Here is a 13,426-nt window from a genome sequence, read left to right on the forward strand (position 1 = left end):
CGGTCAGTGCAGACGCGACACCAACGTCCAACGGTTACCGGTCTCCTCGCGCCGATAGGAAAGCTCGTCGAGCACCCTCAGGGTGATGGCAAGACCCCGGCCGCTTTCGGCGAGTTCGTCGGGTAACTCCACCTGGCTGAGGTCCACCGGCGACGGTCCGCCGTCGTCGATGAAGGTCGCGATCACTTCGGTGGGTGAGACCGCGACCTCCATCCGCAACCGCACCGACTGGCCGCCCCGTGCGTGCTCGATAATATTGGCGCCGATCTCTCCGACCGCCAGATCCATCGACATCCGGGTCCCGTCGGGTACGTCATGCGTCTGCCACACTTCGTCCAACGTTTCCTGCAGGGCTGCAAGGGTTTCCGGACCAGTAGCCATTTCGACGACGGCGGCGGGATTCTGCATCATCGGTCGCTTCTAGTCGAACGCGGCGTCGGCTGTGGAATGTGCGCGCAGCACCCTGTCCAGGTTCGTCAGCGACAACACGGTCTCCACCTGCGTGGTGGGAGCCGCGATACGCAGATCCCCTCCCGCCTGCCTCGCGAGCTTGAGCCCGGATATCAGAACCCCGAGCCCCGACGAGTCAATGAACTCCGTTGCCGACAGGTCGACGACCAACCGGGTGCTGCCGGCCTCGACAAGGCCGTGTAGTTCCTTGCGCAGCGCCGGCGCCGCCACCATGTTCAGTCGCCCCTCGGGCTTCACCACCACTGCCCCGGAAGCTGTCGTACGCCTACTGGATCCGGTCACTTCTCGCCTTCCGCTTCATGGCCGCGATACCGCACTGCCTGGAACACCACGCTCAGGATGATTAGGTCGAAGAGCACCCAGAATAGATTCACTCCGACGCCCAGCACCGAGATTGCGCCGAAATACAGCTGGACGATCCCGATCACGGACGCGACCACCAGCAGCGCCATGGCGGCGAGCTGCCACTTCACCAATCCCCAAGGGATCGAGCCGGCACCCTGTCGGGTTTTGGGTGTGACCGCGAAGCCGAGGGGCCGGTCGAAGTAGACGTTGCGAAATGCCGTGATACACGCCTTGATCCAGACCGGGAACAGCGCAAGGCTGTACTGCTGGCCTCGCCATGTCGGTGTGCCCCTGCTGACGACGATGAAAAGAAGCTGGTTGAGGATCAGGAACGGAATCAACCGTCCGAAGAAGTCCCAACTGTAAGCCTGCACCGGCATGATATTGAAGATCAAAAAGATTGCGGGAGCAGCAATGTAGGCCAGAGCCGCGAAGCCGGCAAGGTAACTCCACATCGTCGCGAAGTACATGAGCCGCTGCCCGACGCTCAGGCCCTTCACGAATAGTGGGTTCTCCTTGAGCATCACCTGGATTGTGCCCTGTGCCCAACGCAGCCGCTGAGTGAGCATGGTGCGCACATCATCGGGCGCCAAACCCTCCGCCAGAATCTCGTGGTGATAGGCAGACTTCCACCCGAGTGCGTGCATGCGCATGCAGGTGGCCATGTCTTCCGTCACCGAGATCGTGGCCATCGGCAGCATCGGCTGGGCTTCATCGTCCCTGCCGACGTCCACGGTGCGGATCATGGTGCGAATCGACTCAAGCGCCCCCAGCGGCGACCACTCCCTGCCGGCGAGCGACTCCAGAGCCTCGTCATCGAAGATAACTGCGGTGTCGAGGTTTTCGCCGTGGCCGCTCAACGCGGCGATGGCATCGAGGTCAGCACGCATGGCGCTGACATCGGCGACTACCAGGCTCTTCGCCGCTGCGTCGACACGTTGCTGAAACACGTAGGTGATGTCGGCCAGCGGCTGCTTGGTCTTGAGTGAGGCACGGGCCTCGTGGACGGCGTCCTCGACACTCTTCAAGGCGGCAAGCACGCTCTGTTGATCTCTGCTGGTCCTGCGCTTCGCCTGCTTCAGGATCTTGCGCGAGGTATACAGCGCGCGCTTGATGCCGTCCTCCACCGCGCGCACGTAGCCGGTCACGCCGAGTTGCATCAGCGCGTCGCGCCGCAGCACGGCGTTGGAACCGCAGAAATACGCGGCGTTCCAACCGTCCTTACCTTGCTGAATGGGACCGTAAAACAACGGCGCCTGGCTGCCCAGCGGGTCGGAGAACGGGACGTTGATGAAGTATTGCGGCGTCTGGACCAACGCCATCTTCTCGTCACGGAAGTACCCCAACGTGAGGTCGAGGATCTCTGGTTTCGGCACCTGATCCGCGTCGAGGATCAAGATGAACTCGCCGTCGGTTTCCAGCAACGCGTTGTTGAGGTTCCCCGCCTTGGCGTGACGCGGTTTGTCCAACCAATGCGACGACCGGACCAGATATCCGATCCCGCGCTCGGCGGCGGCCTCCGCTAGCTCGTTGCGTTCACCGTCGTCGAGAATGTAGGTCCGATGTGGATACCGAATGCGCTGTGCGGCTTCCGCTGTCGCGATCACCATGTCGATAGGTTCGTTGTACGTGGTGATGAACACGTCGACCGTCGCGCCCTCGGGAGGCGGTGGCGGCGGGGGGCGACGACGCAGTCGCCACATCGTCATACCGAACAGCAGGGAGTCGATGAGGCTGTAGGTCTCGGCCAGCACCAAAGGAACCGCGATCCACCACGCCGACCAGTTCGTCGAAGCCAACCACCGCCAGACGACGTAGTTGACGCCTAGCGCGGCAGTGACCACGATCAACAGCCGCAGCCACGGCGACGGCGCGGTCCTCTCGGACGGAAGCTTGTGCGTCACGGAATGTCTCGGTGCACAGCTATCAATGTCACGTCGTCGAGTGGCGGCTTCCTGGTTGTCAAAGCGCTGACTGCGGCACAGAGCTCACCGGGTTTGGCGTGCTCGGCAACGAAATTTAGGATGTCCTGCTCTACGGCACTGCGACCGAGCAGGTCCAGCGACCCGTCCGAGGCGATCACGAGCATGTCGCCCGGCTCCAACAGTGTCTCCTGCGCTTCCCAGATGTCGTCGGGGACAACGCCCATCGGAAGCCCACCTGTAGGCAGGCGTTCGACGACACCCGTTCGTCTCAACACAGCGGCAATTCCGTGGCCGACGTCCACGTACTGCACTCGGCCGGACATCGTGTCCAACCGGGCATGGAAAATAGTCACGAAAGTTTCTGTGCGGCCGAAGTCTTCGGTCAACTGACTGGCCACCGAGTTGACTGCCGCCGACAAGTCGGCGTCGTAGGCCACCTGGTCGACCGCGCGCGACGCTCCACGCAATGCCGAGCGCACGCTGGCGGTCAGCAAGGCCGCCCCGAGCCCCTTACCCATCACATCGGCAACGGTGAACACCGCGCCACCCTGCACGGGGTAGAAATCGTAGAAGTCGCCGCCGACCGTGAACGCGGGCGAACACATCGCGCAGACGGAGTAACCGGGAAGGTCGTCAATCGCCGGCGGCAGCAGCAGACGCTGTATGGCGGCCGCTCGCTCCAGGTCGTCGGACCGTTCGAGTTCACGCTGTGCCCATACCGCGAGCTGACGGAAGATCTCGCGCTGCCGGTCGTCGAGCGATCGCGGCTTCAGGTCGTAGATACAGAAGGTCCCGACCGCGTGGCCGCCGGGACCGAAGAGCGGATAACCGGCGTAGAAACGGATGCCGCCTTCGGCCGCTATCGCCGGAAGCGCGGCGAATTCCGGCTCGACCTTCAGATCGTCGACGATCAGGGCCGGCTCGGCGGGTTTGTCATAGGTCCGGGCGATCGTTGCGCGACACACCGATGTCTCCCGGGGCCCAGTGATCTCCAGGCCCTCGCCCACCGCCTGCTTGCACCATTGGCGGTCACGGTCGATGAAGTTGATGTACGCCCGTGGCACCTCGAAGATCAGCTGCGCCATGCGGATGATGCGATCGAACCGCTCTTCGGCCGGGCTGTCGAGGATGTTCAGTTGCTCAAGCGAGTGAAGCCGCCGCTCTTCGACTTCGGCCGGGAGGGCGAAGCGGTCATTGGCCACGCCTGAGATCATGACACCAACCGCGTATCGCGCATCGCCTCGGCCATCGCGGCCGCCGCCTCCAGCGTGCTCTCGATCCGCCAGTCGGTCTCCTTGACGTGGTCGAACCAGACGAATCCGACTACATCGCGCTGCTGCTGGAGGAACTCGACGAAAGACGCTATCCATTCGGCTTTGCTGCCGCCGGATTCGGCGCACCCGACCTCCGCGATCAGGATCGGCTTGTCCGTCGCGATCGATCGCAGCTCGTCGAGGACGGCTCCGAAAAGTTGCTCGGGCGAAACCCAGTTCGACGAGGGCAGGCAGGTTCCCCAGTTGTATCCGTCGACACCCAACACGTCGACGTACTCGTGGCCGGGGTACCAGTCGGCCAGTATTCCGGCGCCGCCGACCGTGGGCGCCCATATCCAGTCGACGTTGGAGACGTCCTTCTCGGTGAAGATGTCGTGTACATGCCGCCACGCGCTGACGTATGCCGAGGGCGTCGTGCCGCCTGGCGGTGTCCAGGGGTACCAATTGCCGTTGAACTCATGCGCGAACCGAATGAAGGCGTGTCGGCCCCATTCGCCGATCTCGTCGGCCCAGCGGTAAATGTGGTCATCGAGGGCGCCAGCGCGCAGGGATTCCATGAGAGCGGGCGACCGATCGCCCGTCCAGCACCACGGCTCCCAGGAGACGATGGGTTCGGCGCCACCGTAGGTCACCACCGCCATTGCCGGTATCGGCGGCGGAGCAAAGAAATCCTCGAATGCCATCACCATCTCGGGGCGATGCCCGACCGCATCGGCGACGGCCTGCAATTCTCGGCCCGCCGTGAATCCGCCCGGCGTACTCACGCCGAAGCGTACGGCCAGCGCATCCACGGTGTTCCCCTACGTCCTATGAGGTCACTCAGATGTTCCCCCGCGCGCTATCGTCGCAAACTCCGATCCTCGCCATCGGGCAATCTGCGGATAGGGCGGTCATGCGGCGGCTGTGGGTTGCTGGGCTTACTGGGTATCGCCTCCTGCGAGGGGGAGTAATCTCAGGACCTGATTCACCGCAAGAACGGGGACACGATATGGACCTCGTGCTCGGCCTGTTGATGACGTCCAGCACGGTTCGGTGGGTGCTCGTCGAAGGCACCACCGGCGAAGGAGCCACCGTCGACCGCGGATCGTTCGACTTCGACGCGGAGGTCGATCCCGACGATCTGCTCAACGTCGCGCTCGCCGATGTCGCCAGCCCGATCCACGCCATCGGCGTCACCTGGACCAACGAGGCCGAAACCGTGGCGTCCGATGTGCTCGACGCACTTGCCGTCCGCGGTTACGGCAACGCGATCGCGGTCTCCGAACTGGAAGCGGGCGAGGTGCTGGCGGCGGGCATCGCAGAGATCGCCGACTACGACGACGTCGCGGTGTGCATCGTGGAACCCGACGCCGCGGTGGTCGCGATGGTCGACCGCGACGGCGTGACCGTCGACCGCATCGCGCGACCCCTTGACGGCGCAGACGTCGTCGAGCTGCCCAGCAGCGTGATCGCCATGCTCGAGCTCAACGAATGGCGGCCGCAGGCCATTTTCGTGGTCGGGTCGGCCCGTGATGTCGAGCTGATCACCTCGACGCTCGGCAACGTGACGGATTCCCCGGTGTTCTCCGCCGCCGAAGCCGACCTGGCGTTGGCACGCGGAGCGGCGCTGGCGTCGGCGCGGGCGGTGAACAGGCTGGACGCCCCGGCGACCAAAGCACCGTCGCGGGTCGGGGCGCTGGCATCGGTTCTCGTCGCCGCCGTGGTGACGTTCGTGGTGTCGACCTCGACAGCAGTCGGCCTGACTCTGACGGGCGACAGCTCGTCCACGCCCCAGGACCCGCCGGCCACCGACGAGGAACCCGTGGCCGTCGCGGACGAGGCGCGGCGGCCCGTCGAGAACGAGATCCACAGCAAGAAGGTCACGACGCCCGCCGAAGCGAAGCCGGTCGTCGCACAGACCATCGCGATGGCCGCCCCTCCGCCGCCGCCCGCCGCTCCCCCGGCCGAACCGGTCTACGAACCACCGGCCTACGTACCACCCGCGCCGGCGTACACCGCGCCCGAACCGGCCTACACACCACCGGCCCCCGCCGGCGCTCCCCCGGCTTACGCCCCACCTCCGGTGTATGCGCCCCCGCCGGCACCGGCGTACGTCCCGCCGCCGCAGCCACGTCTGCGCGACCGCATCATCGAGCGGATCCCGATCATCAACCGGTTCCACGAACCGGAGTACACGTACGGGCGTTAGACCTACGGGCAGGCGGCCGGTGCGTCGTCCCGCACCGCACGGTCGGCGGGCAACGTGTAGGTGACCGTCGCCTCTGCGTGCTCAAAGCCCCTGTTGGACACCACATGTGGGACACCGGCAGGGACGAAGATGGCCTGCCCGGCGCCGAAGACCGCAGGCACGCAGCCGCCGGCCGTCTGCAGACTCACCTCCCCGCCGTTGATCACCGAGTACTCCGGGCCCGGGTGGGTGTGCCAGCCGCTGCTCGACTCCGGTGCGAGCACGAGGTTCTGCACGTAGAGGGTGGTCGGCTGGCCCACGGCGACGATCGCGATGGGCGCATCCGTCGTGCCCTTCGCCAGGTCGGTGCGCTCGATGTCACCCTCTGCGGGTGTGGCGGCCGCCGACGGCGCTGCCATCGTCGCCGTGATCGCCAGGGCCGCCGCGACGGAATGTAACCGGTTCATCGCCGCATTATCCGACAGCTGGGGCTATGGCACCGGCTGGTAAGGGTTCTGCGGCACCTGGATCGGAATCGGCACCGGCACGAACGGCACAGTCAGATAGGTCGTCGTCATCGGCGTGGTGGTCGCCGTGGCGGAAGAGATCGTCGTGGTGGGCGCGGTGGTCGTGGTCGTGGGCGGGGTTGTTGTCGTCGTCGTCGTTGTGGTCGTCGTCGTAGTAGTGGTCGTTGTCGTCGTGGTGGTAGTCGTCGGTTGTGTCGTGGTGACGACGGTCGTCGTCGGCGGTGGCGGCGGTGGCGGCGGAGGTGGCGGTGCTTCGGTGGTCACCGGCGGAGGGGGCGGGTCGTTGGGCAGTGTGACGGTTTCGACGGGAGGCGGCGGCGCCTCAGGTGCGACCGGTTCGGGCGGCGGCGCCGACGGCGGCGGAACCGGCGCGGTCCGCGGAGCCTCGGTCACGCCGGTACTGCCGGTCGCACTGGTCAAGGCGATTGCCACTCCGCCGACGGCGACCACCGCGATGGCCGCCGCAACGCCCATCACCAGCCCCGGCAGCCGCTGCCAGATCCGGGGTTCGTCGATCGGCCCCGTCATCGCGGCCACGTACTGCACGGGCGGCGGGCGCATCGGCCCGGAGTCATACGGGGTCTCGTAGGGACCCGAGCCGGTGTAGGGCACGGGGTCGTCCGCCGCGTCGTCCTGCGACCAGGCCAGCGCGCCAACCGTCGATGTCCCCGGCGACTCGGTCTCCGTCGGGGGCGCCGGCGCCAGACCCGTCGGGGCGTCCGCGGCAACCACGGGCGCCAAGCCGGTGCGCGCCTCGGCGGCCGAGGTGTACGCGCCGATCAACGCGGCGCCCTTGGCGGCGTCGAGCCCCGGTTGCGCGGTGGCGAACACCGGCATGCCGGAGTGCTCGGACAGCCGCCGAATCAACGGCAGGCCTGCGCCACCGCCGACCACGACCAGCGCGGCGACGTCCTTCCAGCCAATTCTGTTGCGCTGCAACGTGTCATCGATCGCGGCCAAGACACCTTCGAGCGGTGTCGCGACCAAAGCCTCGAGTTCATCTCGGGTCACCCGAACCACCGAGTGATGGTTCGGCAACCGCACATCGACGTCGGTCGCCTCGTGTGTCGACAACCGTTCCTTGGCGTCGCGGCACTCTTCTCGCAGCCGCGACAGTGACCCCACGGCGGCCGTGCTCGTGGGGTCGTCTCCGCCCGAAGGCAGCCCTGCCAGAACGTGGCTGAGCAGCGCCTGATCGACAAGGTCACCGGAGAACTCCGTGTGACGAGTCGTCTCGTCGATCGGTTCGAACGCGTCGCCCGCATCGGCCAGCGTGATGCCGGTCGCGCCGCCGCCGAAGTCCACCAGTGCCAGCACACCCTGTGTCGGGATTCCGAGATCGGTTTGCAGCGCGGTCAGCGACGCTTTGGCATCCGAAACGAGTCGGGTGGTCGTACCGTCGGCGCCGAAGACGGGATGGCCCCGCAGCGCGCTGCGCAGGGTCCGAAGGGTGGCCGGTCCCCAGTGCGCGGGGACGGCGAGCGTGACGTCGGACGCCGGCGCACCGCTGGCTTCGACGAGATCGGCGAGCGCGGCGACCAACAGCCGGTCGGCCGAGTGTGACGATCCATCCGCGGCGACCAGTGGCACATCGTCGCCGGCCCGCTCGACGAACCCGGACATCACGGTGCCGTCCGGCACGGTGAATACCGAACGACGGAGCACGGGCTGATCGGCTCGATTGTCGATGCGTACCGCGACCAAGTTCGTCGTCCCGATCGACAACCCCAATGGGTCGCTCATAACGGACCACACGATAGTCCTCCGACCACCGGGAACCGGTCAGACACTCCGTGCGAACCCCGTTCGGCCGCCACGGTTTTGGGGTGGGCCAAACGGGTACCTGCAATGCCATGACATCTCTGTGGCTAGCAAACCGCGTCGAGCGGCCGGCACCGCCGGACCCGTTGGTCGAATCGGACCGGTCGGCCGACGTCGTCGTGGTCGGCGCCGGAATTACCGGCCTCATCACCGCGGTGCTCTTGGCGCGGGCCGGCAAGGACGTGTTGGTGCTCGAAGCACAACGCGTCGGCGCGGGCGCGACCGGCAATACCACCGCCAAAATCAGCCTGCTGCAGAGCACCAAACTGTCGAAGATCGTCTCCAAACACGGCGCCGGGACCGCCAAGCAGTACGTCGAGGGCAACCGTGAGGGCCTGGAGTGGCTGGTCCAGCACTGTGAGGCGCACGGGCTGTCGGTGCAACGCGAGGACGCCTACACCTATGCACAATCCGAGAAGGGTGTGTCCTCTGTGCGCCAGGAGCTCGAGGCGTGCGAGGCCGCGGGATTGGATGTCGACTGGGTCGACGACGCCGACGTGCCGTTCCCGTTCCACGGTGCTGTCCGGTTGGCCGACCAGGCACAGTTCGATCCGATGCCGTTGCTCGACAGCCTGGTCATTGAGCTCGACGAACGGGGCGGACGGCTGGCGCAAGGCGTTCGGGTGCAGAAGGTTTCGAATGAGGGCGACAAACTGGCCCTGAATGTGCGCACCACCGCAGGTGACGAATTCGACGTGCACGCCAAGCAATGTGTCCTCGCGACGGGCATCCCCATCCTGGACCGTGGCGGCTTCTTCGCTCGCCTCAAACCGCAACGTTCCTACTGCATGGCCTACAAGGTGCCCGGCAACATCACACGGGGCATGTACATCTCGGCTGATTCGCCGACCAGGTCGCTGCGTTATGCGCCGACGCCGGACGGCGATCGGTTGATCGCCGGTGGGGCGGGGCATCCCGTCGGCCACGAGAAGAGCCCGGCCTCGTCGGTGCAGGAGCTCGACCAGTGGACGAAGCTGCACTTCCCCGGCGCGATGCAGACCCATTACTGGTCCGCACAGGACTACTCACCCATCGACGAATTGCCCTACGTAGGCCCGATCCTGCCCGGCAACGACAAGATCTTCGTGGCAACGGGTTTCGACAAGTGGGGCATGACCAACGGAACCGCTGCCGCACTGGCGCTGTCGAGCCGCATCCTCGGGGGCCGGATGGACTGGGCGCAGGCCTTCGACAGCTGGAGTCCGCACGAGTTGTCGGGCATCCCCAAGGCGATGCAGACCAACGCGCAGGTGGCGCTCTATCTGACGCGCGGGTGGATCACTCCGGTCACCAGGATCCTCAACCGCACCCCAGAAGAGGGCGGCGTGGTCAGCGGCCCGCCATGGGACCTGGAGGCGCGAAGCGTGGTCGACGGTCGCGAGTACCGCGTGTCGCCGGTGTGCCCGCACCTCGGCGGCATCGTCAACTGGAACGACGCCGACGAATCCTGGGAGTGCCCGCTGCACGGCTCACGCTTCGCACCCGACGGAACCCTGCTCGAGGGTCCCGCGACCCGCAACCTCACTGCGGCGCAGTAGATATCGGCTTCTCCGGCAATAGCCGCCGAACAGCGATCGAGCCGATAACACCGACCGCGATCAGCGCGATCGCCATCGTGACGGACGTCGAGTCCGACACCCAGCCGACGATTCCGGTAACGGTGAGAAACGGTGGAAGCCAGTCGATGACACCCGACCACGAGTTCGACTCTCCGGTCGCGTAGTCGGGGTAGAACTCGGTGAAGGACGCGGCGAAGACGACGGCGCCGATGGGAATGATCCAGGCGGTCCAGAAGTTGTCGTTGTCACCTAGGACAGCATCCCCGATCGCACCGGCGATGGCGGACACCACGAATGCGCCGGCCCAGGCACCGGTGATCGCATAGTTGATTCGCCGAAACGGCGCACTGTCCCAGTGCTCGGGAGGTGTGGTGTCCTTCGCGTACGCCATCGTGAACGGCCGGCGGATGATCAGCGTGCCGACGGCGAACACGGCCAGCACGATGTTGCTGAGTTCGCCGGCCCACAGTTGCAGCCAGTCGATGACCGAATCCGGCGCAACCAAACCCACTACGACCAACACTGCGAAGTAGGCGACGGTCACCACCTCGAGTGAATGCACCGCGGCGCCGCGACGGGTGCCCACCCACAACGTGAGCAGAGCCAGACCCAGCGCCGCAGAGGCGGCTTCCTCGAACCGGCCGGGTCCTGCGACGACCGCCATCAGGATCCATGGCGCCAGTCCCGCGAACGGAGACTTGACGTAGGCGTCGATGAATTTCATGTCCGGACTGTACGCGCCGTGGCTGTGCTGTGTTGCAATGACGGGCATGGGTGACATCGACGAGATCCAACAAGTGAAGTACCGGTACCTGCGCGCACTCGACACCAAGCATTGGGACGAGTTCGCCGACACCCTCACCGAGGATGTGGTCGGCAAGTACGGCGAATCGATCGGCGAGGAGCATCACTTCACCAACCGCGACGAGTTGGTCAAGTTCATGCGCGACTCGCTGGGTCCCGAGATCATCACCGAACACCGCGTCACCCATCCCGAGATCACCGTCGACGGCGACGAAGCGACGGGCACGTGGTACCTGCAGGACCGGGTGATCGCGCCGGACTTCAACTTCATGTTGATAGGCGCGGGCTTCTACCACGACCGGTACCGGCGCACGAGCGACGGGTGGCGGATCAGCGAAACGGGGTACGACCGCACTTATGACGCGTCAATGTCACTCGAGGCGCTGAACTTCAAGGTGAAACCCGGTCGTGCACTGAACATCTGACTCACTGAGCAATCGCGATCAGCGCCCCCGGCCGAAGCCACCGCATGATCTCGACCAGCTTGCCGTCGTCGATCGCCACGCATCCGGCCGTCGGCCCGCCGTCGGTGGCGTGCAGGAAGAAGGCGCCTCCATTGCCAGGTACCCGCGCCTTGTTGACCCCCATGACGACCGCGTGCACGTACTGAGGGATCTGGAGGTTCTCGGTGCCGCTGGCGGGGTCGGTGTCGAACGGGCACTGCGCCTTCTTGCAGACCTGCATGGTGTTGTAGGTCGGGCTCTTCATGTCACCGTCCCACCAGTGGTCTGGCCCGACCTGCACGTACGGCAGACCTCCGCCGGGGTTGGGTGCGGTGCCGAAGGCGAAGTCCAGCGTGAAAACGCCCATCGGCGTTTTCATTTCGCCGTCATGGCTCTGCGGAGTCATGCCGTTGGCGCCGATCCAGGCCGGTATGCCCGCGGCGACCACCTGCCAACCCGCACCGGTCCGCTGGTAGACATCCATCTTGGCTTTCGAACCACCCACGCCGACAACTGAAATCACCTGGGTGGCCGAACCTACCGATTTCGCGAACCACGGCACCGTCTGCGCCTGGCCAAGGGGCGCCGTCGCAAGGGCCAGCAGGCTCACGCACAGGAGGGTCAGCAGTCGGCGCACCGACACATGCTAAGTCGCGGTGTGCTGCCCTTCGAGTAAGCCACGCAGCCACGACGACCAGTTGTCGTGTTCTTCCTTTGCGATCGCGGCGGCGTCGTCGCCGTAGAGAAAGACGCTGGCCATGGCGCTCGTCTGACCGGCGACCGTGCAGGTGCCGAGAACCGCGACGCCTTGCCCGGGTTCGTCGATGCGCAATATCAGGTCGCGCACGGTGTTGTCCTGGTGTACGCGTTGGACAACGCCGGCGAGACGTGGCGCGCCGCGCGGGGATTCACGATGTTCGCCGACGTCCACGCCCGCGAGGTTCAGCGCCTCGGTGAGTTTCGTCCACGCCTGCGACTCGTCGCCCGGATGAACCGACATGACCCGGACGCTCGACGCGGGCAAGCCCGCGAAATCCGAGAGGTAGATTTTGAGCACTTCGAAGGCGCCGGGCCAACCGGATTCGAAGCTCTCCATCTCGTCGTCCCAGTCGTCTCGATCGGTGAACAGGCTGTGCACCATCCGGATGACGCAGCGGTCCCCGGAGCGGCTGGTGACCGTCACTTCGGTGGCAAGTGGCGGCGCGTCGCCGCTCCAGTCGTGCTCCTCGTAGGCGAAGCGATGCGGAGGCTCCCAGGCGGTCACCTTGCCGCCCGAGGCGTCCGTCCCGCAGCTCTCGCCGCCGAAGTCGAATCTGATGGCGCCGCCGACGTGTTCCTCGACCGTCGTCGGCGTGAACCACGCGCCCATGCCGACGCCGGTGGCGATGGCATGCCAGACCTGCTCCGGTGTTCCGGGCACGAGCACTTCCACCGCTACCCGGCGCATACCGGAATCGTCTCTGTGCAAGGGCATTTCAGTCCTCCTTCGGGGCGGGGTAGGCGGCGACCAGCAACCGGTAGCCGCGCGCCTGCGGATCGGATTCGTCGTGATAGCGCGCGACCAGCGAGGTGATCGCGTCGGAGAGCTCGCGGGTGAACTCCGCCCGGTCGGATGGTGAGCGGAAGCGGACCGCGGTGTCGATCGACAAGGTCGCCAGCCGTTTGTCTTTTTCACGGGCGATCGCCCAGAGCTCACCCACTTCGCGAACGGCGCGGGCGGCCAGGGCGATCAGGTAGCTGGCGGACAGGCGGTCGTTGGTGCGGCCGGGGTCGGCGGCGACGGGTCCCATCGCGCCGGGCGACACGACGTAGGACGCGGCCGTGGCGACCAGCAAGCGCTCGCGCAGGCCACCCCACCGGCGTTCGCCGGCTTCGGCGACGAGCCGGTGCTCCTCGAGTGCGCGCAGGTGGTAGTTGACCTTCTGCCTCGATATTCCGACCCGCGGGGCAAGCGCCGCCGCGGAGGCCGGTTCGGTGAGTTCGGCGAGCAGTCGACCGCGGATCGGGTCCAGTGCACTGACCGCGGCCGCGGGATCGTCGATCACTTCCACGTCGAGCATGACGCCACGATGCGCTTGACAAGATTATTT

General features: G+C 66.0%; 14 protein-coding genes. 3 read left to right on the plus strand and 11 right to left on the minus strand.

The genetic code is table 11. The annotated features are described in order from the left end of the window. Window positions 1-3 precede the first annotated feature (3 nt). Genes A5790_RS19020 through A5790_RS19040 form a run of 5 tightly spaced genes read right to left on the minus strand, consistent with a single transcriptional unit; the run spans window position 4 to window position 4,806 of the window. A complete protein-coding gene (locus A5790_RS19020) occupies window positions 4-411 on the minus strand; it encodes an ATP-binding protein (RefSeq protein ID WP_066847664.1) in 408 nt (135 codons plus the stop codon). 9 nt (window positions 412-420) lie between these two features. Further along, on the minus strand, window positions 421-753 hold the full coding sequence (locus tag A5790_RS19025) for an STAS domain-containing protein (RefSeq protein ID WP_066847668.1): 333 nt from the start codon (window positions 751-753) through the stop codon (window positions 421-423). After that, entirely contained in the window at window positions 750-2,720 is a 1,971-nt protein-coding gene (locus tag A5790_RS19030) for a glycosyltransferase (protein ID WP_066847671.1), read from the minus strand. The genes A5790_RS19025 and A5790_RS19030 overlap by 4 nt, the downstream gene beginning before the upstream one ends. Then, window positions 2,717-3,943: a PP2C family protein-serine/threonine phosphatase gene (locus A5790_RS19035; RefSeq protein WP_369829801.1), complete on the minus strand. Its 1,227-nt coding sequence runs from the start codon at window positions 3,941-3,943 to the stop codon at window positions 2,717-2,719. The genes A5790_RS19030 and A5790_RS19035 overlap by 4 nt, the downstream gene beginning before the upstream one ends. An 8-nt stretch (window positions 3,944-3,951) precedes the next feature. Then, window positions 3,952-4,806, minus strand: a complete 855-nt coding sequence (locus A5790_RS19040; RefSeq protein ID WP_066847677.1) for a glycoside hydrolase family 26 protein — start codon at window positions 4,804-4,806, stop codon at window positions 3,952-3,954. 197 nt (window positions 4,807-5,003) lie between these two features. On the opposite strand from A5790_RS19040, the gene A5790_RS19045 reads away from it, so the two are divergent. Continuing rightward, a complete protein-coding gene (locus A5790_RS19045; RefSeq protein WP_066847680.1) occupies window positions 5,004-6,203 on the plus strand; it encodes a hypothetical protein in 1,200 nt (399 codons plus the stop codon). A gap of 2 nt (window positions 6,204-6,205) precedes the next feature. On the opposite strand, the gene A5790_RS19050 is transcribed toward A5790_RS19045, so the two are convergent. Then, window positions 6,206-6,649, minus strand: coding sequence for a cupin domain-containing protein (locus tag A5790_RS19050; protein ID WP_066847683.1), 444 nt, complete (start codon window positions 6,647-6,649; stop codon window positions 6,206-6,208). Between the two features lie 24 nt (window positions 6,650-6,673). Next, window positions 6,674-8,452 (minus strand): Hsp70 family protein, encoded by a 1,779-nt coding sequence (locus A5790_RS19055; protein ID WP_066847692.1) that lies wholly within the window; start codon window positions 8,450-8,452, stop codon window positions 6,674-6,676. 110 nt (window positions 8,453-8,562) lie between these two features. Here A5790_RS19055 and A5790_RS19060 point away from each other — a divergent pair, with 110 nt between their 5' ends. After that, a complete protein-coding gene (locus A5790_RS19060; protein WP_066847695.1) occupies window positions 8,563-10,068 on the plus strand; it encodes an FAD-dependent oxidoreductase in 1,506 nt (501 codons plus the stop codon). Here the strand turns inward: A5790_RS19060 and A5790_RS19065 are convergent. Beyond that, window positions 10,052-10,813 carry a hypothetical protein gene (locus A5790_RS19065; protein ID WP_156656458.1) on the minus strand — a complete coding sequence of 254 codons (762 nt, stop codon included), beginning with the start codon at window positions 10,811-10,813 and terminating at the stop codon, window positions 10,052-10,054. The genes A5790_RS19060 and A5790_RS19065 overlap by 17 nt on opposite strands. 46 nt (window positions 10,814-10,859) lie before the next feature. Here A5790_RS19065 and A5790_RS19070 point away from each other — a divergent pair, with 46 nt between their 5' ends. Further along, window positions 10,860-11,318, plus strand: a complete 459-nt coding sequence (locus A5790_RS19070) for a nuclear transport factor 2 family protein (protein ID WP_066848308.1) — start codon at window positions 10,860-10,862, stop codon at window positions 11,316-11,318. A 1-nt stretch (window position 11,319) separates the two neighbouring features. Here A5790_RS19070 and A5790_RS19075 read toward each other — a convergent pair whose 3' ends face one another. The 3 genes from A5790_RS19075 to A5790_RS19085 are packed head-to-tail and all read right to left on the minus strand — an operon-like array spanning window position 11,320 to window position 13,396. After that, entirely contained in the window at window positions 11,320-11,973 is a 654-nt protein-coding gene (locus A5790_RS19075) for a L,D-transpeptidase (RefSeq protein ID WP_066848312.1), read from the minus strand. Between the two features lie 9 nt (window positions 11,974-11,982). Next, complete coding sequence (locus tag A5790_RS19080) at window positions 11,983-12,810, minus strand: SRPBCC domain-containing protein (protein ID WP_066847698.1); 828 nt, start codon at window positions 12,808-12,810, stop codon at window positions 11,983-11,985. 1 nt (window position 12,811) lies between these two features. Next, on the minus strand, window positions 12,812-13,396 hold the full coding sequence (locus A5790_RS19085; RefSeq protein WP_066847714.1) for a helix-turn-helix domain-containing protein: 585 nt from the start codon (window positions 13,394-13,396) through the stop codon (window positions 12,812-12,814). Between the last annotated feature and the right edge of the window lie 30 nt (window positions 13,397-13,426).

This window comes from Mycobacterium sp. 852002-51152_SCH6134967 (assembly GCF_001667105.1).
GTDB classification, from domain to species: domain Bacteria; phylum Actinomycetota; class Actinomycetes; order Mycobacteriales; family Mycobacteriaceae; genus Mycobacterium; species Mycobacterium neumannii_A.